The following is a 22611-nucleotide window of genomic DNA, read 5'->3' as shown; positions in this document are numbered from 1 at the left end:
GTGCGCAATTGCGCACTAGGCCGGGACGACACTGAGTTTGTGGCGGCTTTACCAACCCTACATTTGCGTTGCACCAGCCACGAGCCCTGCGGCCTTCCGTCATCCGAATTGTCGAGGAGGCGGCCGGCCTTGCCGGTTGCCTCGCTACGCCTGCGTCGGCTATCGTCCTGACAAACAGGCCGCAAAAGGCCCAAGAGACTAATGTCCAGGGAGGACGAGGATGCGGAGCGTATGGGCGCTTGCCGCGACGGCGGCGCTATCTTTGCTGGCGTTTTCGACCGTTACATTCGCCGGCGGGCCCAAGCAGGGCGGGATTTTGCGGATGTACCACCGCGACAGCCCCGGCAACGCCTCGATCCATGAAGGCGCGACCTACTCGCTCAATGTTCCCTTCATGCCGGTCTTCAACAACCTCGTCATCTACAAGCAGGACGTGGCGCAGAACAGCATGGACACGATCATTCCGGAGCTCGCGGAAAGCTGGGCCTGGGTGAACGACAGCAAGACACTGACCTTCAAGCTGCGCCAGGGCGTGAAATGGCATGACGGCAAGCCGTTCACCTCGGCGGACGTCAAATGCACCTTCGACATGCTGATGGGCAAATCGCAGCAGAAGTTCCGGCAGAACCCGCGCAAGACCTGGTACGAACAGGTCAACGACGTCACCGTCAGCGGCGACTTCGAGGTTTCCTTCAATCTGAAGCGGCCGCAGCCTTCGCTGCTGGCACTGCTCGCCTCGGGCTACACGCCGGTCTATCCCTGCCACGTCTCTCCCGGCGACATGCGCACGCATCCGATCGGCACCGGCCCGTTCAAGTTCGTGGAGTTCAAGGCCAATGAGTCGATCAAGCTGACCCGCAATCCCGACTACTGGCGGGAGGGGCGGCCTTATCTCGACGGCATCGAGTTCACCATCATCCCGAACCGCTCGACGGCCATCCTCGCCTTCGTCGCCGGCAAATTCGACATGACCTTCCCGACGCATATCACGATCCCGCTGCTGAAGGACGTGAAATCCCAGTCGCCGACTGCGGTCTGCACTGTCGAGCCCACAAACGTCTCGACCAACATCATCGTAAATTCAACGTCGCCGCCCTTCGACAACATCGACATTCGCCGCGCCATGGCGATGGCGCTCGACCGCAAGGCCTTCGTGTCCATCCTGTTCGAAGGGCAGGCCGATATCGGCGGCACGATGCTGCCGCCGCCGCAGGGTCTCTGGGGCATGCCGAAGGACATGCTGGAGCGCATTCCAGGTTATGGACCGGATGCGAACGCCAACCGCGAGGAGGCGCGCAAACTGATGCAGAAGGCGGGATACGGCCCGGACAAGCACCTTGCGGTCAAGGTCTCCACCCGCAACCTCGCGGAATATCGCGATCCCGCGGTGATCCTGATCGACCAGCTCAAGAGCATCTATATCGACGGCGAGCTCGATGTCGTCGAAACCGCGAACTGGTTTTCGAAGATCGCGCGCAAGGATTACATGCTCGGCCTCAATCTGACCGGCAGCGCGGTCGATGATCCCGACCAGTCGTTCTACGAGAACTATTCCTGCGGTTCGGAGCGCAACTACACCAACTACTGCAACAAGGAGATCGAAAAGCTGTTCGACGCGCAGTCGCAGGAGACCGACATCAACAAGCGCAAGAAGCTGGTGTGGGACATCGACAAGAAGCTGCAGGAGGACGTCGCCCGCCCGATCATCTTCCATGCGCATGCCGGCACCTGCTGGCAGCCCTACGTCAAGGGCGTCACGGTGATGTCGAACAGCTCCTACAACGGATACCGCTACGAGGACGTCTGGATGGACAAGTAGCGCAGGCGGTTGACGAGCTCGGAGGCGAGAGATGTTTGCCTATCTGGTGCGGCGCCTGTTCCTGATGCTCGTGACCCTGTTCGGGATCTCGATCGTCATCTTCTTCCTGCTGCGCGTCGTGCCCGGCAACATCGTCGACATCCTGTTTGCCGCGGCCGGTTATGTCGATCCGGCCGACAAGGCCAACCTTGAAAAGGAGCTCGGCCTCGACCGGCCGCTGGCGGTGCAATATCTGCACTGGATCAGCGGCTTCCTGCGCGGCGATTTCGGCTACTCCTATGTCTCGGAGAAACCAGCCCTTCAGGAAATCCTGCCGCGGATCCCGATCACGGCCCGGCTCGCCGGCCTTGCGCTGCTGTTCTCCGCATCCATCGGCATTCCGCTCGGCGTCATCAGCGCGGTGAAGCAGGGCACAAGGCTCGATTACGCGTTGCGGGTCGTCAGCCTCAGCGGGTTGTCCCTGCCCTCGTTCTGGCTGGGCTTGCTGATCCTCACCGCGTCGGTGGCGATGTTCGGCCAGATGCCGATCTTCAACCCGAATCCGGCGACCTGGCTGGAAGCTTTCGCGACCTACGCCGTGCCCGCCGCCGCCGTCGGCTTCCGCAGCGCCGCGCTGACCATGCGCATCACGCGCTCCTCGATGCTGGAGGTGCTGCGCCAGGACTACATCCGCACCGCGCGCGCCAAGGGCGCCTCCGAGGCCTCCGTGAACTACCAGCACGCGCTGAAGAACGCGATCTTGCCCGTGATTACGGTGATCGGCATCGAGGCCGCATTCCTGATCGGCGGCCTGATCGTCACCGAAACCGTGTTCAACATCCCCGGTGTCGCGCGCTTCCTGGTCGAGGCGATCCGCTGGCGCGACTATCCGATCGTGCAGAACCTCGTGATGCTGATCGCCGTCGTGGTGGTGAGCGCGAATTTCATCGTCGACATGCTGTACGCGGTGTTCGACCCGCGGATTCGGTACACGGATTAGTCGTATGATTGTCGCCCACACAGCGCTTGCGCGTTCCTTCACCTCTCCCCGCCTGCGGGGAGAGGTCGAATTTGCGCGGAGCGCAAATTCGGGTGAGGGGGAGTGTCCGCGAGTCCGACTGTCACCTCCCCCGCGGAGAGCCCCCCTCACCCCGACCCTTCCAGCGCGAGCGAAGCTCGTCGCGGCCCCGCAGGCGGGGAGAGGGGGAAGGTAGACCGATGGCCGCGATCGACTATGACCTTGAACTGCGGCGCGCCGGGGCGCATGCGACGGGCGGCTGGCGGCGCGTGCTGTTTTTGGCGCAGCGGCATGTGCTCGGCGCTGCCGGGCTCGTCATCATGACCGTGTTCGTGCTCACCGCGATCTTCGCCGACTTCATCGCACGCTACGATCCGCTGACGATCGACTCCGCCCGCGCGCTGGCGCGCCCAAGCCTGGCGCACTGGATGGGCACGGATTCCTTCGGCCGCGACGTGTTCAGCCGCATCATCCATGGCGCGCGGATCTCGCTCGCGGTCGGAATCGGCTCGACCGCGCTTGGCGGCTCGATCGGGGTGATCGTGGGACTGACCTCCGGCTATCTCTCCGGCTGGGTCGATCTCGTATTCCAGCGCGTCTCCGACGTGCTCCAGGCGCTGCCGCTGCTGGTGCTGGCGCTGGTGATGACGGCAGCCCTCGGCCCGTCACTGCCGAACGTGATCATCGCGATCGCCATTCCGCTGATCCCGACGGTTGCGCGGGTGATCCGCGCCAACACACTGGCGCTGCGCGAACTGCCCTTCATCGAGGCCGCCAAGTCGATCGGCATGAGCGAGGTGCGCATCGCGCTGCGCCACGTGCTGCCGAACACGCTGGCACCGCTGATCGTGCTCGCGACCGCCCAGCTCGGCTCGACCATCCTCACCGAGGCCTCGCTGTCCTTCCTCGGCCTCGGCATTCCCGAGCCCTATCCGTCCTGGGGCCGCATGCTCTCGGAATCCGCGGCCGAATATGTCCGCACCGCGCCGTGGCTCGTGATCTTCCCGGGCATCGCCATCAGCCTCGCGGTGTTCGGCGCAAATTTGTTCGGTGACGCCCTGCGCGACATCCTCGATCCCCGGCAGCGCGGCTGATGAAACAGGCAACCGATCTCGTGCTCGAGGTAAAGAACCTGAAGACGGTGTTCTTCACGAACTCCGGTCTGTTCAAGGCGGTGGACGACGTCTCGTTCGCCGTGAGGCGCGGCGAGACGCTGGCGATCGTCGGCGAATCCGGCTGCGGCAAGAGCGTGACCGCGCTGTCGCTGATGCGGCTTGTGCCGGATCCGCCCGGCCGCATCGTCGGCGGCTCCGTCACGCTTGAAGGCACCGAGCTGCTGGCGCTGGATGAAGCGAGCATGCGCGCGATCAGAGGCGACCGCATCTCCATGATCTTCCAGGAGCCGATGACCTCGCTCAATCCGGTGATGCGGATCGGCAGCCAGATCAGCGAGGCCGTGCGGCTGCACYGGACGGTGTCGGCCAGGGAGGCGCAGGATATTGCGGTCGAGATGCTGCGGCTGGTGCGCATTCCGGAGCCTGCGCGGCGCGCGCGGGAATATCCGCACCAATTGTCCGGCGGCATGCGCCAGCGCGCCATGATCGCGATGGCCCTGGCCTGCCGGCCGGCGCTGCTGATCGCCGACGAGCCGACCACCGCGCTGGATGTCACCATCCAGGCGCAGATCCTGGCGTTGATCCTTGACCTGCAAAAGGAACTCGGCACCGGGCTCGTGCTGATCACCCATGATCTCGGCGTCGTCGCCCAGACCGCGCAGCGCGTGATCGTGATGTATGCGGGCAGGAAGGTGGAGGAAGCAACCGTCGAGGCGCTGTTCGCTGCGCCAAAACATCCCTATACGCGCGGGCTGATGGCCTCGATCCCGGCGGTGCCGGCATCCGGTCTCGCCGCCCAAGTGCGGCTGAACGAAATCCCCGGCACCGTGCCGTCGCTGGTCCGGCTGCCGCAAGGCTGCGCTTTCGCACCACGCTGCAAGCTCGCGATCAAGCGCTGCCTGGACGACTATCCGCCATTGGAGGATTGGGGCGGCGGCCATCTCGCGGCCTGCTGGCGCGCGGCCGAAGTGGCGGAGGTGGCATGACCGGGCCGCTGCTCGAAGTCACCGACCTCAAAAAGCACTATCCGGTCCGCGCCGGCGTGCTGCGCCGGCAGGTCGGCACCGTGCATGCGGTCGACGGCGTCTCGTTCTCGCTTGGCACGGGCGAGACGCTGGGTCTGGTCGGCGAATCCGGTTGCGGCAAATCGACGGTGGCGCGCAGCGTGCTGCGGCTGGTCGAGCCGACCTCGGGCCAGATCCGCCTCGACGGCGAGGACATTACCCGTCTCTCCAAGACGCAGCTCAGGCCGCATCGCCGGTCGATGCAGATCGTGTTCCAGGACCCGTTCGCCTCGCTCAATCCGCGCATGACGGCGGGCGATATCGTCGGCGAGCCGCTGGCGGTGCACGGGCTCGCGACCGGCAAGGCGCTGGAGGCGCGCACCGCAAAGCTGTTCGAGCAGGTGGGGCTGCGGCCCGACCAGATGCGCAACTTCCCGCATCAATTCTCCGGCGGCCAGCGCCAGCGCATCTGCATCGCGCGGGCGCTGGCGCTCGGCCCGCGGCTGATCGTGTGTGACGAGCCGGTCTCGGCGCTCGACGTCTCGATCCAGGCGCAGGTGATCAACCTCTTGATCGACCTGCAACGGCAGCACGGCTTCTCCTATCTCTTCATTGCTCATGATCTGGCGGTCGTCGCCCATATCAGCCACCGCGTCGCGGTGATGTATCTCGGCCGCATCGTCGAGATCGCCGACAAGGACGAGCTGTTCCGCAATCCGCGGCATCCCTACACGCAGGCGCTGCTCGCCTCGGTGCCGGTTGCGAACCCGTTTGCCAAGAAGCTCGCGCCGCTGGTCGACGGCGACGTGCCGAGCCCGGTCGACCCGCCGCCGGGATGCGCGTTTCACACGCGATGCCGGTTTGCGATGGATCGGTGCAGGACGGAGCGGCCGGCGCTGGTGGAAGCGGGCGCCGGGCATCAGGTGGCGTGTTTGCTGAATGAGGGGACGGGGCGCGGACAATAATTCCGCCGTCGTCCCGGCGAAGGCCGGAACCCATACCGCGTGATCCATCGGTGAGTGCCGGTGCCAGTACCGCGGGATAACTCTTCATTGCCAGTCATCGCCAAACCCAATCCTGTGGTTATGGGTCCCGGCCTTCGCCGGGACGACCAGTTGGGTTTGCCGCGCTAACTAAGCCGGCCCGATCTCCACCACGATCCTGCCGGTGGTCACCTGCTCGCCTTCGGCGACGTCGATCGCGGCGATCACGCCGTCGATGCCGGCCTTGTGGACGTGCTCCATCTTCATCGCTTCCAGCGTCAGCACCGGCTGGCCGGCGCTGACGCGGTCCCCTCGCTTGACCAGCACGGCAACGACGCGGCCGTTCATGGCGGCGCGGACTTTGCCGTCGCCGCCGTTGCTCGCAGCGGCCTTCGGCGCGGCGAGGGTGAGATCGGTGACCGCCACCGGGATGCCGCGATGCGCGAGGTGGAGCCGGTCGCCGTCGCGCAGGAATGTCGCGCTGTCCATCACGCCGCCATGGCGGAAGCGGATGGCGTCGGCATCGAGCTGGTCGATCTCGAACCTGTCCTGCCCGCCGTCGGTCGCGACGACATAGCCGCCGTCGCGTTCGCGCGTCACTTCGAGCTCATGCGTGTGGCCGGCGATCTCGATTTTGACCGGGAGCGGAAATGTTGCCGCGAGACTCCGTCCGCTGTGCCATGACGGCGCGCGCGGATTGGTGACGTAGAGCAGCAGGCCCGCCAGCGCGGTAACGAATGCGGTATCCGTTCGCGGCGCCAGCAGCTCGTCACGATGGGCTCCGATGAACGCCGTCGTCGCTTCACCCCCGGCAAAGCCGGGGTGGCGCAGGCAGGCCATCAGGAACGCCTGGTTGGTGGTCACGCCGAACGCCGTGAGCTGCTCCAGGCCGACGATCAGCCGTCCCCTCGCCTCCTCGCGCGTCGCGCCATGACCGATGACCTTGGCGATCATGGAATCGTAGAATGGCGGGATCTCCGAGCCCGACTGCAGCGCGTGCTCGACACGCAATCCGTCCGGCACCTGCCAGCGCGCCATGCGTCCGGACTGCGGCATGAAATCTTGCCTGGCGTCTTCCGAGCACAGCCGCACCTCGATGGCGTGGCCCGAAAACCTGACGTCCTGCTGCCTCACCGGCAATGGCTCGCCGCGCGCGACGCGCAGTTGCAGCTCGACGAGATCGAGCCCCGTGATGGCCTCGGTCACGGGGTGCTCGACCTGGAGGCGTGTGTTCATCTCCATGAAGTAGAACTCGCCGCTGGGGTCGAGCAGGAATTCCAGCGTGCCGGCGCCTTCGTAACGCAGGGCCTTGACCGCAGCGACCGCGACCTCGCCCATTTTCGCGCGCAGCTCTGAATTCACCGCGGGCGACGGCGCTTCCTCGATCAGCTTCTGGTGCCGCCGCTGCACCGAGCAGTCGCGCTCGCCGAGATGGATGGCGTTGCCATGGCTGTCGCCGAACACCTGGATCTCGATATGGCGTGGATTCTGGATGGCGCGTTCGAGGATGACGGTTGGATCGCCGAACGCCGCGTTGGCCTCCGATCGCGCGCTGCGCAGCGCATCCGGAAAGGACGCGGCATCCGTCACGAGCCGCATGCCGCGGCCGCCGCCGCCGGCGACCGCCTTGATCATGACGGGGAAGCCGATCTTCTTGGCCTCCGCAAGCATGACCTCGTCGCTCTGGTCAGCGCCTTGATAGCCGGGCACAATGGGCACGCCCGCCTTCGCCATGATCGCCTTGGCGCCCGCCTTGTTGCCCATCGCCTCGATCGCCTGCGGCGACGGGCCGATGAAGACGAGGCCGGCATCCTTGCAGGCTTGCGCAAACGCCTCGTTCTCGGCGAGGAAGCCGTAACCGGGATGGACGGCATCCGCGCCGCTGGCCTTTGCGGCAGCAATGATGGCGGGGATGTTGAGATAGGACTGCGCCGGCAGCGCTTCGCCGATGCGCACGGCCCGGTCGGCCTGCCGCACATGCAGCGCATCGCGATCCGCATCCGAATAGACCGCGACGACGCTTAAGCCCAGCTGCCGCGCGCTGCGCATTACGCGCAGCGCGATCTCGCCGCGGTTGGCGACCAAAACCTTGAAGAACGGCCGGTGCTGCACTGATCCGTTCCTCATGGCCGGGCCACCGAGAACTGCATGCGCTGGGGCGTGCGTGCGTCGCCCTCGCGGCAGATCGCGAGCACCTCCGACAGCACCGCGCGGGTGTCGCGCGGATCGATCACGCCGTCGTCGAGCACGCGCGCGCTGGTCGAGAACACGTCCATCTGGCCGTCGAACACGCCGACGATCTGCGCCTTCATGGCGTCGAGCTTGTCCTTCTCGACCGGCTTGCCGCGCCGTGCGGCGGCAGCCTCTGTCACGATGGCCATGGTCTCGGCGGCCTGCTCGCCGCCCATCACCGCGGTCTTGGCGTTGGGCCAGGAGAAGCAGAAGCGCGGATGGAAGCCGCGCCCGCACATGCCGTAATTGCCGGCGCCGAACGAGGCGCCGCAATAGATGGTGATCTGCGGCACCGTCGCCGACGTCACCGCCTGGATCATCTTCGAGCCGTGCTTGATCATGCCGGCTTCTTCATAGGCCTTGCCGACCATGTAGCCGGTGGTGTTGTTCAGATAGAGGATCGGCGTGCGGGTCTGGCAGCAGGCCTGGATGAAATGCGTCGCCTTGTTGGCGCCGGCGGGATCGAGCGGACCGTTGTTGGTGATGATGCCGATGGCCTGGCCCTCGATGCGGGCATGGCCGCAGACGGTGGCGGGGCCGTAATTCGGCGCCATCTCGGTGAAGTCGGAATCGTCGACGATGCGGGCAATCACCTGCTTCATGTCCACGGGGCGCTTGTGGTCCATCGGCATGATACCGAGCAGCTCGTCCTGGTCGTAGCGCGGCGGCTTGAATTGCGGAGCAGCCTTGCCCGGGCGCTCCCACTCCAGCGCCGCCATGATCTCGCGTGCGATGCGCAGCGCGTCGCGATCATCCTCGGCGAGGTAATCACCGAGGCCGGAGACCTGGGTATGCATCTCGGCGCCGCCGAGCTCTTCCTCGGTCGCGATCTCGCCGGTTGCGGCTTTCAGCAGCGGGGGACCTGCGAGGAAGGCGCGGGTGCGGCCGCGGACCATGACGATGTAGTCGGACAGGCCGGTCTGGTAGGCGCCGCCCGCGGTCGATGAACCATGCGTCACGGTGACGACGGGCAGGCCCGCCGCCGAGAGCCGCGCGAGGTTGCGAAAGATGTTGCCGCCGCGGACAAAATCCTCGACGCGGTAGCGCAAGAGATTGGCGCCGGCGCTTTCGACAAGCTGGACGTAAGGCAGCTTGTTCTCCAGCGCGAGCTCCTGCACCCGCAGCGTCTTGTCGAGGCCGAAAGGTTGCAGCGCGCCGGCGTCGATGCCGGAATCGCTGGCGCTGACCATGCAGCGGATGCCCGAGACGAAGCCGATGCCGGCGATGACGCCGCCGCCGGGCACGCTCTTGTTCGGATCTGATACGTCGAACATGTAGCCGGCGAGCGTCGACAGTTCGATGAAGGGCGCGCCGGGGTCAAGCACCAGCGCGACGCGTTCGCGCGGCAGCAGCTGGCCGCGCTTGTGGAAGCGATCCTTGGCCGCGGCGGACGCGGCACGCGTGCGCTCTTCCAGCGCGCGCATGCGGTCGATCAGGCCGAGCATGCCGTCGCGGTTGGCGTGATAGGCGGCACTGCCGGGGGAGATGGTGTTTTCGAGAATGGACACAGTTTACTCCGTCATTCCGGGGCGATGCGCAGCATCGAACCCGGAATCTCGAGGTTCTCAGGTGCGCAACTGCGCACCATAGTTCGCACTTCGTGCGCCCCGGAACGACGTTCAGCGATTCGTCCCAAAGATCTTCCGCGCCTCCGCCGGGCTCGCGATCTCGCGGCCCGCGCGCCGCGCGCAGGCGGCCGCGGCCTCGATCAGCTGGCCGTTCGAGGTCACCTTCCTGCCGTCGGCGAGATAGAAGGTGTCCTCCAGCCCGGTGCGCAGATGGCCGCCGAGCTCAGCGCAGCGCTGGTGCAGCGGCCAGATCTCCTCGCGGCCGATCGCGGTGACCTGCCAATGCGCCTCGGGGCGCTTCAGCTTGAGCAGGATCGGCAGCAGATCGGGATCCGACGGCATGCCGGAGGCGACGCCCATCACGAAATTATATTCGAGCGGGCCCTTGTACATGCCGACCTGGTTGTACATGCCGACGCAGCGGACGATGCCGACGTCGAAACATTCGAATTCGGGGATGGTGCCGACCGCGTTCATGACGTCGAGATAGTCCTTCACCTTCTCGACCGCGTTGTCGAACATCATCGGCGGCCAGGCCCAGCTGTTATCGGCTTTCACTTTCAAATAATTCAGCGAGCCGGCGTTGCAGGCCGCGATCTCCGGCCTGGTCTCGCGGATGCAGTCGAGCGCGCCCGAGTAGTTCGGCCCCGAGACGCCCGAGGTGTGATTGATGATCACGCCGGGGCAGGCTTCGCGGATCGCTTGCTGGATCTCCTTGCTGACGCCGACGTCCCAGGACGGCAGGTGCCCCTTGTCCGGCGCCTGCTGGCGCAGATGGATATGCATGATGCTGGCGCCGGCGTCATACGCGGCCCTGGCCTCGCGCGCCATCTGCTCCGGCGTGACCGGCACGTTATGCTGCTTCGGGTCGGTGAGCACGCCGTTCAGCGCGCAGGTGATGACGGCCTTGTCGCTCATGCGTCAGATGTCTCGCACGTTGAGAATTCAACGCTTGCGATCATGGGACGCGCGACATGCGGCTTCTTGCGCGGAGAAGCTAGCGGAAAAACGAGGTGTCGTAGGGTGGGTTAGCCCTGCGGCTGCGCGAAGCGCAGTCCGCTGGCGTAACCCACCACTGTCTATCTCCGCGGAGGCAAAAGAGGTGGGTTACGCTGCGCTAACCCACCCTACGAAGCGAGCTCAGCTCGCTTCCGCGAGCCGCACCGTCTCGCTGCTGCGATAGATCGCGAGATCGCGCGAGCCGACGAAGATCGCGCGCGGCTTCAATCCGTAGAAGCGGCGGATCGAATGGCTGAAATGGGTACTGTCGGGATAGCCGATGTCCTGCGCGAGATGGGCGAGGTTGAGGTCCTGGTTGGCGAAATGCAGCAGGTGCCGCGCGCGCTTCCAGGCGCGGAAGGACCGGAACGAGATGCCGGTCTCTTCCTTGAACAGGTGCAGGAAGCGCGAGGCCGAGAGGCCTGCTTCCGCAGCACATGTATCCGCCGTCACCGGCTCGCCGGAGAAGCGCTCGATGCGCGCGACGGCACGCATCACCCGCGGGTCGAGCACGCGGCGCGGCAGCGCTTCGCCAAAGCACATCTCGTCGAATTCGGCAGTGGTGATGTCGCCATAGCGGCGCTGCCGCAGCAGCGCGTAGGCGGCGAGGATCTTGCGGGCATAGACGGCCTTGTCCGGCCCGGTGAGCCGCTCGGCCAGGGCCTCCAGCACGCCATCGGGCATGCTTTCCGGCTCCAGCGTCACGCTGATTGCGGTGCGGTAATCGCTGGCGATGGAATGCCGCTGGTTCGGCAGGGTGACGAACAGCTCGCCGGAGGCGTGGCCGTCGTCGATCGTCAGATGCAGGCTGCCCTTGACCGCGACATAGACTTGGCAGCAACCGGGGATCCGCTTGCGCGGGCGGCCGAGCAGGCCGGCGTAAAACACCCGTTCCGGCGTGATCAGCATCAGATGGTCGGATTCGCGACCCAGATCTTCCATTGGCGGTCCTCCTCGCGCGGCTCTCTGGCCGCTGCGGACGGAGGTCACCTTAGCCTAAATTCAGGCGGTGTCACGACGGGATAGCGCTGTCATGAGGCGCAAAAAGGCRGCCTTCCGGGACGGCTGTAGAGCCGGCTCGGAACCCTTCATCAACACCGTCGTCCCGGCGAAGGCCGGGACCCATACCGCGTCTCCCTGGGGGTATGGGTCCCGGCCTTCGCCGGGACGACAACGGAGACTACGCCCTCACCCTTGGCGCGACGTTCTGCTCAATTCCGGCCTTTTGTTCCACCGCAACCGCGCGCTTGAAGCCCTCGCGTTGCTGCAAGCGCGCCCAATAGGCTGCGACATTTGGCCCGAAATCCTTGGCGAGCCCGATGTTGTCGGCGAGGCGGAGCGCGTAGCCGATCACGATGTCGGCGGCGGTGAAGCGGCCGGCGCACAAGGTTGCGGCATTCGCGGTCGCTGCCTCGACCGCGCGCAGCCGGCCCAGGAACCATTTGGCGTAGTCGCCGGCGACCTGCGGGTTGCGGCGCTCCTCCGGCTCGAGCTGGGTGTAGCGGAGCACCAGCGTCTGCGGGAAGGTCAACGTGGCGTCGCTGAAATACATCCAGTTCAGGAAGGCGCCATAGGCGGGATCCTCGACGTCCACCATCAGCGGCGTCGGGGCGTATCTGGTGCCGAGGTAGTGGCAGATGCCGGAGGACTCGGTCATCTTCGTCTCGCCGTCGATCATGAAGGGAATCGTGCCCAGCGGATTGAGCGCGAGATACTCCTTGGCGAACACCCGCGGCGGGAACGGCAGCATCTTCAACTCATACGGCAGCCCCATCTCCTCCAGCATCCAGAGCGGGCGGAACGAGCGCGCGGCGTCGCAGTGATAGAGCGTGATCATCAGACGTTACCTTTACTTCCGGGCAGCGTGCCCATCATCTTGCACAGGACCATCAGCATGACCTCGTCGGCGCCGCCGCCGATCGAGGTCAGACGGCTGTCGCGATAGGCGCGGCTGACCGGCGTCTCGTTGGTAAAGCCCATTCCGCCCCAATATTGCAAGCAGGCGTCGGTGAGCTCGCGGCCGAGCCGGCCGGCCTTCAGCTTGGCCATGGTCGCGAGCTTTGTGACGTCCTCACCCGCCACCAGCGCCTCGCCGGCACGATAGATCAGCGCGCGCAACAGCTCGACCTCGGTCTGCATCTCCGCGAGCTTGAAGTGCACGATTTGGTTGTCGAGGATCGACTTCCCGAACGCTTTTCGGTTGCGGGTATACTCGATGGTCTCGTTGATGATGTATTCGTGCGCTTTCAGGCAGGCCGCCGCGCCCCAGAGCCGCTCCTCCTGGAACTGGATCATCTGGTAGGTGAAGCCCTTGCCCTCCTCGCCGATCCGGTTGCGCTTGGGCACGCGGACATTGTCGAAGAAGATCTGCGCGGTATCGGAGGAGCGCATCCCCATCTTGTCGAGCTTTCGCGCGACCGTGACGCCCTTGGCCTTCATGGGGACGCAGATCAGCGACTTGTTGCGGTGAACGGGCCCATCGCCGGTGTTGGCGAGCAGGCAGATCCAGTCGGCCTGGGTGCCGTTGGTGATCCACATCTTGCCGCCATCGATGACGTAGTCGTCGCCGTCCGAACGTGCGCTGGTCTTGATCGAGGCGACGTCCGAACCCGCACCGGGCTCGGAAACGCCGATGCAGGCGACGTAGTCGCCGGAGATCGACGGGCTGAGGAATTCCCGCCGCACCTCGTCGGAGCCGAACCGCGCCAGCGCCGGCGTCGCCATGTCGGTCTGCACCCCGATTGCCATCGGCACGCCGCCGCAAGTGATGGCGCCCAACTCCTCCGCCATCATCAGCGCATAGGAGTAGTCGAGACCCGAGCCGCCGAACTCGACCGGCTTGTTCAGCCCGAGGAAGCCGAGGCTGCCCATCTTCTTGAACAGCGTGTGCGCCGGAAAGATGTCGGCCTTCTCCCATTCATCGACATGAAGATTGATCTCGTTGGCGATGAATTTTTGCAAGGAGCGGCGGATGTCGTCGTGGTCGGCGGTGAATAGCATTTTGCTTCCTGTCATTCCGGGGCGGCGCGAAGCGTCGAACTACGATGCGCAATCGCGCATCGGAGAATCTCGATATGTTGGACTCAGCTCTAGGTCCCGGGTTCGCGCTACGCGCGCCCCGGGACGACGGTTGTCACAGCCCCATCTGCCTCGAGGCCAGATCCTTCATGATCTCCTCCGTCCCGCCGCCGATGGCGTTGACCTTGACCTCGCGGTAGATGCGCTCGGCCTTGATGCCGCGCATGAAGCCGGCGCCGCCGAAGATCTGTACGGCTTCCGAGGCGCAGAACGCCATGGTCTGCGTCGCCTGGTTCTTCATCATGCAGATTTCGGCGACGGGGCTTTCGCCCTGCTCGAGCCGCCAGGCCAGCATCTCCAGCATCGCCTGCGACGCCGCCACCTTCTGCGCCATGTCGACGATCTTGTGGCGGATCACCTGGTGCTGGGCGAGCGGCTTGCCAAACGTCTTGCGCTCCTTGGCGTAGGCAATCGCCTCGTCGAGGCAGACGCGGGCGAAAGCGGTACAACCCGCCGCCATGCCCATGCGCTCGCTGTTGAAATTTTGCATGATGATCTTGAAGCCCTGGCCCTCCTCGCCGATCAAATTCCCGGCGGGCACACGGCACTCGTCGAAATGCAGCGTCGCGGTATCGGAGGCCCACCAGCCCATCTTCTTCAGTTTCGTCCGCGACAGGCCGGGCGTGTCACCTTCGATCAGGAGCAGGCTGACGCCGCCGGCGCCCTCGCCGCCGGTACGCACCGCAACGGTCAGATAGTCGGCGCGCATGCCCGAGGTGATGAAGGTCTTCTCGCCGCTCACGACGTAGTGATCACCGTCGCGGCGCGCCTTGGTGCGCAGGCCCGCGACATCGGAGCCGCCGCCCGGCTCGGTGATCGCGAGCGCGGAGATCTTTTCGCCGGCGAGCACCTGCGGCAGCACACGTGCCCTAACCTCCAGGCGCGCTGCGCGCGCGATCGGCGGCGAGCCGATGGTGTGGCTCATCAGGCTGGCGCTGACGCCACCGGCACCGGCGCGCGCCAGCTCCTGGCTCGCCACGATCCTCATGAACTGGTCGGCCGGGATACCGCCGTATTCCTCGGGAAATCCGAGCCCCAGCAGCCCGATCCCGGCGGCCTTGCGGTAGAGCACGCGGGGAAATTCGCCGGCCTCGTCCCATTCATGGGCGAAAGGCTCGATCTCCTTCTCGACAAAGCGGCGCATCACGTCGCGAAAGGCGTCGTGATCGGCGGTGTAGAACGGGCTCTTCATTGCGCTTTCGCCTTCGCTGACGGCGACTGGGTTGTCGCACCATGGCCGGAACATCGGCGGCTCACTTGCGCGGAGTGGCTGGCCCGAGGGAGTCGCTCCGGGCAGGCCGTGCGCTAGCAACTCAACGCAAGACAGTTTCCGTCCCTCGCGGACCAACTCCAAGGCAAAAAAGACGTGCTGCACAAACTCCGGCGGGCCTTCACGGCCACGCCGGGCATGGTGCACGGCAATGAAGACGCAGGGCAGCGTAAGACCGCCGAGGGAGGAATTTTTGGCCGTTCGTTACTACGACTGGATCGCCCATCATGGCCGCCGCACGCCCGGCAAGGTCGCGGTCATCGATCTCGCGAGCGAGCGCCGCTTCAGCTATTCGCAGCTCGACGCGCGCGTCTCGCGCCTCGCTTCCTTCCTGCGTCATGCGCTCAATATCTCGCGCGGCGACCGCGTCGCGGTGCTGGCACTGAACACCACCGATACGCTGGAGGTGCAATTCGCCTGCGGCCGGCTCGGCGCCGTCTTCGTGCCGCTCAACACCCGCCTCACCGTTCCCGAGCTCCAGTTCATCACCGCTGATTGCGCGCCGAAGGTGATGATCCACGATACTGATCTGGCCGAGACCGCGCTGAGCGTTGCAAAACTCTGCAACGTCGCGACAAGCCTGCTGCTCGGCCCCGGCGGCACCTATGAGGCCGGCATCGCCGCCGCAAAGCCGCTCGACCGCGCCGAAGAAGTCACGCTCGATGACGTCTCGACCATCATGTACACCTCGGGTACCACGGGCCATCCGAAGGGCGCGACCATCACCCATGGCATGACCTTCTGGAATTGCGTCAATCTCGGCGGCCCGGCCTGCATTGGGCCATCCTCGGTGCTGCTCACCGTGTTGCCGCTGTTCCACACCGGCGGGCTGAATTGCTACACCAATCCGGTGCTGCACGCCGGCGGCACCGTGATGATCATGCGCGCCTTCGATCCCGGCACGGCGCTCGGCCTGATCAACGATCCCGCGCAGGGCATCAACGTGTTCTTCGGCGTGCCTGCGATCTACCAGTTCATGGCGCAGCATCCGGCGTTTGCGACGACCGATCTTACCCGGCTGATCGTCGGCGGTGTCGGCGGCGCGCCGATGCCGGTGCCGCTCCTGAAAGTCTGGGAGGCGCGCGGCGTCGCGCTCCAGCAGGGCTACGGCATGACCGAGACCTCGCCGGCCGTGCTGGTGCTCGATCGCGAGGATGCGGCGCGGAAAGCGGGCTCCGCCGGCAAGYCGGTACTGCACACGGAGGTGCGGATCGTGCGGCCGGACGGCAGCGATGCCGATATCGGCGAACTCGGCGAGCTCTGGGTCAAGGGGCCGAACATCACGCCGGGCTACTGGAATAGGCCGGAGGCGAACAAGACGTCCTTCACCGACGGCTGGCTGCACACGGGCGATGCGACGCGAATCGACGAGGAAGGCTTCTACTACATCGTCGACCGCTGGAAGGACATGTACATTTCCGGCGGCGAGAACGTCTATCCGGCCGAGGTCGAAAACGTCCTGCACCAGCTCACCGCGATCGCGGAAGCCGCCGTGATCGGCATTGCCGATCCGCAATGGGGCGAGGTGGGCCTCGCCATCGTCGCGGTCAAGCCGGGGGAGCGGCTGACCGAAGCCGATGTCTTGGCGCATTGCGCGGCCAATCTCGCGCGCTTCAAATGCCCGCGCCAGATCCGATTCGTCGATGCGCTGCCGCGCAATGCCACCGGCAAGATCCACAAGCCGACCTTGCGCAAGGAATTTTCGGCAACGTCCGAAGTCGACAAGAAAGTCGCCGACGCCTGACCAGAGCGCCCCTCGCGGGCGCTTCTTCGTTTCTGACGTGCCTGCTCAAACCCAGAAGAAACCCCAAAGAAAACCCAAGGAATTTCCATGAAGAACAAGAAACTCTCCCTGCTTGCCGCAGCAACGGCGCTGACGCTGTTTGCGACCCCATCCGCGTATGCGCAGAAGGCGTACGACACCGGCGTCACCGACACCGAGATCAAGATCGGCAATGTCGAAGCCTATTCCGGTCCCGCTTCCGCCTACGGCATCATCGGCAAGACCGAGGAAGCCTATTTCAAGATGATCAACGACCAGGGCGGCATCAACGGCCGCAAGATCAACTGGATCTCCTACGATGACGGCTACTCGCCGCCGAAGACCGTGGAGCAGATCCGCAAGCTGATCGAGAGCGACGAGGTCTTCCTGGTCTTCAACGCGCTGGGCACGCCGACCCAGACCGCCGTGCAGAAGTATCACAATTCCAAGAAGGTGCCGCAGCTCTTCCTCGCCACCGGCGCCAGCAAGTGGAACGACTCGAAGGCCTTTCCCTGGACCATGGGCTTCCAGCCCAGCTACCGGGTCGAGGCACAGATCTTCGCAAAATACATTCTGAAGGAGAAGCCGGACGCGAAGGTTGCGATCTTCTATGCCAACGACGATTTCGGCAAGGACTACGTCGCCGGCATCAAGGACGTGTTCGGCGACAAGGCGTCGAAGCTGATCGTGGCCGAGGAGAGCTACGAGACGTCGGAGCCGTCGATCGACGCCCATATCGTCAAGCTCAAGGGCACCGGCGCCGACGTCTTCGTGAACATCGCAACGCCGAAATTCGCGGCACAGGCGATCAAGAAAATCGCCGAGCTCGAATGGAAGCCGATGCACCTGATGACGGACGTCTCGGTGTCCATCGGTGCGGTGATGAAGCCGGCCGGGCTCGATGCATCCGAAGGCGTGCTGTCGGCCGGCTATCTGAAGGATGCATCGGATCCGCAGTGGAAGGACGATGAGGGCATGAAGAAGTTCATGGTCTTCATCGACAAGTACATGCCCGGCGCGAACATTTCGGACGCCAATCTGGTGTACGCCTATGCCGCGGCCCAGACGATGGTGCAGGTGCTGAAGCAGGCGGGCGACAATCTGACCCGTGAGAACGTGATGAAGCAGGCCGCCAGCCTGAAAGACTTCGTCCCCGACACGCTGATCCCGGGGATCAAGATCAACACCTCCTCCACGGATTTCGCACCGATCGAGCAGCTCAAGATGTGGCGGTTCAAGAAGGGCCAGTGGGAGCTGTTCGGCGATATCATCAGCGCCGAAACGGGCGGCTAGTTCTCGGCGAACGGTCCGTGCATGGGAGATGGCGGCCGCGAGGCCGCCATCTCTTTATCGGCGGACCTCCGAGGTGAAGCTATGCCGGCAAGAACAGCGCGAACGGCTCTTCCACCGTGCGGCGCAGATGCGTTCGATACAAGGCGTAGTTGGCGTCATCGGGTGCGACCCGTCCCAGCGACGGCTTCGGGACGTTCCTGAGCGGCACATAGGCGATCGGCGCCGCGATCGGCGTCAGTTGCGAGCCGGGGCCGGCGCGAAGCGTCGAGATGATGCCGTACATCTCGCCGGCGACCGTCGGCCGCGACACCGTGATCACGCGATGCTGGCCGTGCTTGATGATGACGAGGTAGATGAAGCCGGACTGGTGGGGCACCGCCACTTCGCCGGTGTGCTCATAGGCGGCATCGGTCCGCTCGCCCTCGCGGAACACCAGCGACGGGACCTTCGGCTCCCAGACGATCTCGGTGCGATAGGCAAAGATCGCGTCCTTGGCGCCGAACGACGGTCGCAGCGTGATGTAGACATCCTCGAGCCAGGTCACCGCGCGATGCGCATAGGAGCCGAGGCTGTCTGGCGCGACATCGTTTGCGGCCGGAGGCGTCACCACGACGGTGCTCTTGCGCAGGGACACGCCCAGCGCCTGCTCCAGCCGGACCGTAGTTGCCAGCGTGAACGGGCGGCGTCCGCCGAGCACCTTCTCCAACGTCGACAGGCTGAGCTTGGCCTGCTCGGCCAGCGCCTGCCGCGAGATCCGGCGTCTGGCGAGCTCCTCGCGGATCATCTCCGCGATCTCGCGGCTTTGCTCGTCGGAGAGCTGATTGTCGGAGAGCTTGTCCTGCGTCTGCATCTTTAACCCTGCTCCAGGCGGCCACTCTAGCAGGGCGGACAAGTCAGCACAAAACCGCACATCGCCGCCCCGGCGGCGCCTCGCCCGGCCGGCCGCGGCGGAACATTACCGATCGTTCTGCTCGCGAAATCTGCCCTTCCGACGGATGCTGAAGGCAGCAAACATCCTTCGGGAGCAGGTCAAATGGACACCTACGACGCAGCCGGCAACGACGATCACCCGATGCTGGGCCGACTGATCAAGCTCGGACTGTTTCTTCTCGTGCAGGGCATCGCCGTGATGCTGGTCGCCTTCATGGCGCTGCTGGTGAGCTTCGAGCCGGGCTGGTCGGCGACGACCGAGCAGGCCAGCCTGCTCCAGCCCGGCGACGCCCGGTCCGGCACCCTCCTCCTGAAGGAGGACGGCGCCTACACCGAAGCCATCCGCCTCGGCATCGACGTCGACATCACGGTGTCCGGTCCGACGCTGCGCGCCCGCATCACGCAGATCTTCCGTAATCCGAGCAAGGACTGGGTCGAGGCGACCTATGTCTATCCGCTCGCCACCGACGGCGCCGTCGACACGCTGAAGATGGTGGTCGGCGACCGCGTCATCGTCGGCGACATCAAGGAGCGGCGAGAGGCGCGCGTCATTTACGAGCAGGCACGCCGCGCCGGCCAGAAGGCCGCGCTCACCGAGCAGGAGCGTCCCAACATCTTCACCAACGCGGTCGCCAATATCGGTCCCGGCGAAACCGTGCTGGTGCAGATCGAATACCAGGAGCCGGTGCATCAATCCGGCACTGAATATTCGCTGCGCGTCCCGCTGGTGGTCGCACCGCGCTACAATCCGGCGCCGATCGTGCAGAGCGTCGACTTCCGCAACGACGGCTCCGGCTGGGGCACCGCCACGTCCGATCCGGTGCCCGACCGCGATCGTATTTCCCCGACGGTGCTGGATCCCGCCAAGAATGCGCCCGTTAACCCGACCAGCATCACGGTGCGTCTGAAGGCCGGCTTTGCGCTCGGCGAGGTCAAGAGCCACCATCATAACGTCAAGACCGAGAGCCCGGACAACGCGACGCGCATCGTCACGCTCGCCGACGGCGCGGTGCCCGCCGACCGCGATTTCGAACTGACGTGGAAGCCGGCGGCCCAGAACGCACCATCGGTCGGCCTGTTCCGCGAGCATGTCGGCGATGCCGATTACCTGCTCGCCTTTGTCACGCCGCCGAGCGCCGAGCAGGCGACGCAGAAGCCGCTGCCGCGCGAGGTCGTGTTCGTGATCGACAATTCCGGCTCGATGGGCGGCACGTCGATCGTTCAGGCCAAGGCGAGCCTGCTTTACGCGCTCGGCCGCCTCCAGCCGAATGACCGCTTCAACGTCATCCGCTTCGACGACACCATGGACGTGCTGTTTCCCGCCTCCGTCCCGGCGGATGCCGCGCATGTCGGCGAGGCGACCTCGTTCGTCAGCGCCTTGCAGGCGCGCGGCGGCACCGAGATGGTGCCGGCGATGCGCGCCGCGCTGACCGACAAGCTCGGCGAGACCAGCATGGTTCGCCAGATCGTGTTCCTGACCGACGGCGCGATCGGCAACGAACAGCAATTGTTCGAGACCATCACGTCGATGCGCGGCCGCTCGCGCGTGTTCATGGTCGGCATCGGGTCGGCACCCAACACCTATCTGATGACCCGCGCTTCCGAGCTCGGCCGCGGCGCCTTCACCCATATCGGCTCCGTCGAGCAGGTCGAGGAGCGCATGCGCGGCCTGTTCGCGAAGCTGGAAAATCCGGCGGTGACCGCCCTCAGCGCAAAGTTCTCGGAAGCCAAGGCCGACGTTACCCCGGCGATCATTCCCGACGTCTATCGCGACGAGCCGCTGGTTCTCGCCGCACGACTCGACAAGCTCGCGGGTTCGCTCGAGATCAAGGGACGGGTCGGCGACCGGCCGTGGTCGGTGACGCTGCCGCTGCAAAACGCCGCCGAGGGCAAGGGCCTGTCGAAGCTGTGGGCGAAGCGCAAGATCGGCGATGCGGAAGTCGCGCGCACCATGCGCGAGATGACACCGGAAGAGACCGACAAGACGATCCTGGCGCTGGCGCTCGACCATCAGATCGTCACGCGGCTGACCAGCCTCATCGCGGTCGACAAGACGCCGAGCCGTCCCGAAGGCGAACCGCTCAAGCTCAGCGAACTGCCGATCAACCTGCCGGCCGGTTGGGATTTCGAGAAGGTGTTTGGCGAACGACCGCAGCAGGCCCCCGGGCAATTGCGTGAGCGCCACGCCGATGCACGCGGCCAGCCGGCCACGAGGCGGCCGACACCTGCCGCGCCCGACGCGATCCGCCTGCCAAAGACTGCAACCTCGGCCGAGCTGAAGATGATCGGAGGCCTGATCCTGATCGTGCTCGCCCTGATCCTGTTCGTATTCAACCGGCGTCGGCCCTTGCTCACTGACGCCGTTTGAGAGAGGAGCCCCCCGAACTCCTCTGTTAGCGCGCGCGGCTGCCCGTCCCCTTAACGGCCGCGCGCGCCTTTTTATTGGAATGTCATTCCGGGGCGATGCGAAGCATCGAACTATGGTGCGCAATTGCGCACCTGAGAATCTCGAGGTTCCGGGTTCGCCCTTCGGGCGCCCCGGAACGACAACATCCGAGAGACACATGCCCCGCCTCATCTCTCCCCTGGCCCTGGCGCTGATCGGCCTCATCCTGTTCGGCGACGGCGCCTACATCCATGCAAAAGCCTGGCTCGCGCAGGTGCTGCTGGAGCGCGCGTTCGACCGAAGCGTCGCGACGGGCCAGACGGTCAAGCCGTGGTCATGGGCCGACACCTGGCCGGTCGCCCGGATCGAGGTGAAGCGGATCGGCGCCAGCGCGATCGTGCTGGACGGCACCAGCGGCCAGGCGCTCGCTTTCGGACCCGGCCATATTGAGCGGACAGTCGATGCCGGCGAACGCGGCGTTGCGGTCTATGCCGCACATCGCGATACACATTTCCGGTTCTTGCGGAATGTTGCGATCGGAGACGTGATCGAGATCACCCGCCGCGACGGCAGGCATTTCCGCTATCGCGTGGATTCGTCGGCCGTTGTCCGTTTCGACGCATCGGGCATCGATCCCGCGACACAGGATGTCGAGCTCGTGCTCGCCACCTGCTGGCCGTTCGACGCCGTTACGTCCGGTCCCGAACGTTATGTCCTGCATGGCGTCCTGATTGGAGCGAATGAATAGCAGCGATGCATCGCTCATTCCATCACACGGCATACCATGTGGTTGCTACCGCGAAGAACTCGCCATAGAACTGAGTGACGCGCCACCAAGAAGAACAACAGGTGAGGTCACGCCATGGAAGCTCGCGTATCTGCTGCATCCTCCTCTCCGCGCCCATGGTCTCCGCCGCTCGACGCCAGCGACATCGTCAAGGGCATTCACGCCATGCTGCACCCGCACAACATCGTGCTGGTGGGCGCGACCGACAAGCCCGGCAACTATGCCGAGCGGATCTGGAACAATCTGGTCAAATATGGCTTCGAGGGCGGGCTCTATCCGGTCAATGCCAAGCGCGAAACCATCTGGGGCGTCCCTTGCTACAAGGATTTCGCGAGCCTGCCCGAAAAGCCCGATCACGTGCTGGTGCTGGTGCCCGCGCGCTTTGCGG

General features: G+C 65.2%; 18 protein-coding genes. 10 read left to right on the top strand and 8 right to left on the bottom strand.

The window, feature by feature from the left end; translation table 11 throughout:
- Positions 1-220 precede the first annotated feature (220 nt).
- From ACXJL8_RS20055 to ACXJL8_RS20035, 5 genes are all read left to right on the top strand, one after another.
- Entirely contained in the window at positions 221-1819 is a 1599-nt protein-coding gene (locus ACXJL8_RS20055) for an ABC transporter substrate-binding protein (protein ID WP_456619495.1), read from the top strand.
- A 31-nt stretch (positions 1820-1850) separates the two neighbouring features.
- Positions 1851-2798 carry an ABC transporter permease gene (locus tag ACXJL8_RS20050; RefSeq protein ID WP_456619494.1) on the top strand — a complete coding sequence of 316 codons (948 nt, stop codon included), beginning with the start codon at positions 1851-1853 and terminating at the stop codon, positions 2796-2798.
- A gap of 218 nt (positions 2799-3016) precedes the next feature.
- Positions 3017-3910 carry an ABC transporter permease gene (locus ACXJL8_RS20045; protein ID WP_456619493.1) on the top strand — a complete coding sequence of 298 codons (894 nt, stop codon included), beginning with the start codon at positions 3017-3019 and terminating at the stop codon, positions 3908-3910.
- A complete protein-coding gene (locus ACXJL8_RS20040; RefSeq protein ID WP_456685444.1) occupies positions 3910-4917 on the top strand; it encodes an ABC transporter ATP-binding protein in 1008 nt (335 codons plus the stop codon). The genes ACXJL8_RS20045 and ACXJL8_RS20040 overlap by 1 nt, the downstream gene beginning before the upstream one ends.
- Positions 4914-5900: an ABC transporter ATP-binding protein gene (locus ACXJL8_RS20035; RefSeq protein ID WP_456619491.1), complete on the top strand. Its 987-nt coding sequence runs from the start codon at positions 4914-4916 to the stop codon at positions 5898-5900. The genes ACXJL8_RS20040 and ACXJL8_RS20035 overlap by 4 nt, the downstream gene beginning before the upstream one ends.
- A gap of 168 nt (positions 5901-6068) precedes the next feature.
- On the opposite strand, the gene ACXJL8_RS20030 is transcribed toward ACXJL8_RS20035, so the two are convergent.
- The 7 genes from ACXJL8_RS20030 to ACXJL8_RS20000 all read right to left on the bottom strand — a co-directional run bounded on the left by ACXJL8_RS20030 (position 6069) and on the right by ACXJL8_RS20000 (position 14987).
- A complete protein-coding gene (locus tag ACXJL8_RS20030; RefSeq protein ID WP_456619490.1) occupies positions 6069-8045 on the bottom strand; it encodes an acetyl/propionyl/methylcrotonyl-CoA carboxylase subunit alpha in 1977 nt (658 codons plus the stop codon).
- Positions 8042-9658: an acyl-CoA carboxylase subunit beta gene (locus ACXJL8_RS20025; protein WP_456619489.1), complete on the bottom strand. Its 1617-nt coding sequence runs from the start codon at positions 9656-9658 to the stop codon at positions 8042-8044. The genes ACXJL8_RS20030 and ACXJL8_RS20025 overlap by 4 nt, the downstream gene beginning before the upstream one ends.
- A gap of 111 nt (positions 9659-9769) precedes the next feature.
- On the bottom strand, positions 9770-10636 hold the full coding sequence (locus tag ACXJL8_RS20020) for a 3-keto-5-aminohexanoate cleavage protein (protein WP_456619488.1): 867 nt from the start codon (positions 10634-10636) through the stop codon (positions 9770-9772).
- A 222-nt stretch (positions 10637-10858) separates the two neighbouring features.
- On the bottom strand, positions 10859-11659 hold the full coding sequence (locus ACXJL8_RS20015; protein ID WP_456619487.1) for a helix-turn-helix domain-containing protein: 801 nt from the start codon (positions 11657-11659) through the stop codon (positions 10859-10861).
- Between the two features lie 238 nt (positions 11660-11897).
- The gene (locus ACXJL8_RS20010; protein ID WP_456619486.1) at positions 11898-12554 is read right to left on the bottom strand and encodes a glutathione S-transferase family protein; all 657 of its coding nucleotides are present in this window, start codon (positions 12552-12554) and stop codon (positions 11898-11900) included.
- Complete coding sequence (locus ACXJL8_RS20005) at positions 12554-13717, bottom strand: acyl-CoA dehydrogenase family protein (RefSeq protein WP_456619485.1); 1164 nt, start codon at positions 13715-13717, stop codon at positions 12554-12556. The genes ACXJL8_RS20010 and ACXJL8_RS20005 overlap by 1 nt, the downstream gene beginning before the upstream one ends.
- A 133-nt stretch (positions 13718-13850) precedes the next feature.
- Complete coding sequence (locus ACXJL8_RS20000; RefSeq protein WP_456619484.1) at positions 13851-14987, bottom strand: acyl-CoA dehydrogenase family protein; 1137 nt, start codon at positions 14985-14987, stop codon at positions 13851-13853.
- 271 nt (positions 14988-15258) lie between these two features.
- Between ACXJL8_RS20000 and ACXJL8_RS19995 the strand changes: the two genes are divergently transcribed.
- Positions 15259-16809 carry an acyl-CoA synthetase gene (locus ACXJL8_RS19995; protein ID WP_456685443.1) on the top strand — a complete coding sequence of 517 codons (1551 nt, stop codon included), beginning with the start codon at positions 15259-15261 and terminating at the stop codon, positions 16807-16809.
- A gap of 87 nt (positions 16810-16896) precedes the next feature.
- On the top strand, positions 16897-18120 hold the full coding sequence (locus tag ACXJL8_RS19990) for an ABC transporter substrate-binding protein (RefSeq protein WP_456619482.1): 1224 nt from the start codon (positions 16897-16899) through the stop codon (positions 18118-18120).
- Positions 18121-18199: 79 nt separating this feature from the next.
- Here ACXJL8_RS19990 and ACXJL8_RS19985 read toward each other — a convergent pair whose 3' ends face one another.
- Positions 18200-18970 (bottom strand): helix-turn-helix transcriptional regulator, encoded by a 771-nt coding sequence (locus ACXJL8_RS19985; RefSeq protein ID WP_456619481.1) that lies wholly within the window; start codon positions 18968-18970, stop codon positions 18200-18202.
- Positions 18971-19153: 183 nt separating this feature from the next.
- Between ACXJL8_RS19985 and ACXJL8_RS19980 the strand changes: the two genes are divergently transcribed.
- The 3 genes from ACXJL8_RS19980 to ACXJL8_RS19970 all read left to right on the top strand — a co-directional run.
- Complete coding sequence (locus ACXJL8_RS19980) at positions 19154-21418, top strand: marine proteobacterial sortase target protein (RefSeq protein WP_456619480.1); 2265 nt, start codon at positions 19154-19156, stop codon at positions 21416-21418.
- Positions 21419-21614: 196 nt separating this feature from the next.
- Positions 21615-22184 (top strand): class GN sortase, encoded by a 570-nt coding sequence (locus tag ACXJL8_RS19975; RefSeq protein WP_456619479.1) that lies wholly within the window; start codon positions 21615-21617, stop codon positions 22182-22184.
- Positions 22185-22298: 114 nt separating this feature from the next.
- Positions 22299-22611: CoA-binding protein (locus ACXJL8_RS19970; RefSeq protein WP_456685442.1), on the top strand; the 313-nt coding region annotated here is incomplete at its 3' end.

It is taken from the genome of Bradyrhizobium sp. P5_C11_2 (genome assembly GCF_054049755.1).
Note: the sequence above shows the minus strand (reverse complement) of the source record. Positions and strands in the feature narration are given on the sequence as shown.

Bases quoted from the DNA above. Each gene is read 5' to 3' on its own strand.
- ACXJL8_RS19980 (WP_456619480.1), top strand. From the start codon at position 19,154: ATGGACACCTACGACGCAGCCGGCAACGACGATCACCCGATGCTGGGC.
- ACXJL8_RS19990 (WP_456619482.1), top strand. From the start codon at position 16,897: ATGAAGAACAAGAAACTCTCCCTGCTTGCCGCAGCAACGGCGCTGACG.
- ACXJL8_RS20000 (WP_456619484.1), bottom strand. From the start codon at position 14,987: ATGAAGAGCCCGTTCTACACCGCCGATCACGACGCCTTTCGCGACGTG.
- ACXJL8_RS20035 (WP_456619491.1), top strand. From the start codon at position 4,914: ATGACCGGGCCGCTGCTCGAAGTCACCGACCTCAAAAAGCACTATCCG.
- ACXJL8_RS20055 (WP_456619495.1), top strand. From the start codon at position 221: ATGCGGAGCGTATGGGCGCTTGCCGCGACGGCGGCGCTATCTTTGCTG.
- ACXJL8_RS20030 (WP_456619490.1), bottom strand. From the start codon at position 8,045: ATGAGGAACGGATCAGTGCAGCACCGGCCGTTCTTCAAGGTTTTGGTC.
- ACXJL8_RS20010 (WP_456619486.1), bottom strand. From the start codon at position 12,554: ATGATCACGCTCTATCACTGCGACGCCGCGCGCTCGTTCCGCCCGCTC.
- ACXJL8_RS20020 (WP_456619488.1), bottom strand. From the start codon at position 10,636: ATGAGCGACAAGGCCGTCATCACCTGCGCGCTGAACGGCGTGCTCACC.
- ACXJL8_RS20005 (WP_456619485.1), bottom strand. From the start codon at position 13,717: ATGCTATTCACCGCCGACCACGACGACATCCGCCGCTCCTTGCAAAAA.
- ACXJL8_RS20045 (WP_456619493.1), top strand. From the start codon at position 3,017: ATGGCCGCGATCGACTATGACCTTGAACTGCGGCGCGCCGGGGCGCAT.
- ACXJL8_RS19975 (WP_456619479.1), top strand. From the start codon at position 21,615: ATGCCCCGCCTCATCTCTCCCCTGGCCCTGGCGCTGATCGGCCTCATC.
- ACXJL8_RS20015 (WP_456619487.1), bottom strand. From the start codon at position 11,659: ATGGAAGATCTGGGTCGCGAATCCGACCATCTGATGCTGATCACGCCG.
- ACXJL8_RS20050 (WP_456619494.1), top strand. From the start codon at position 1,851: ATGTTTGCCTATCTGGTGCGGCGCCTGTTCCTGATGCTCGTGACCCTG.
- ACXJL8_RS19985 (WP_456619481.1), bottom strand. From the start codon at position 18,970: ATGCAGACGCAGGACAAGCTCTCCGACAATCAGCTCTCCGACGAGCAA.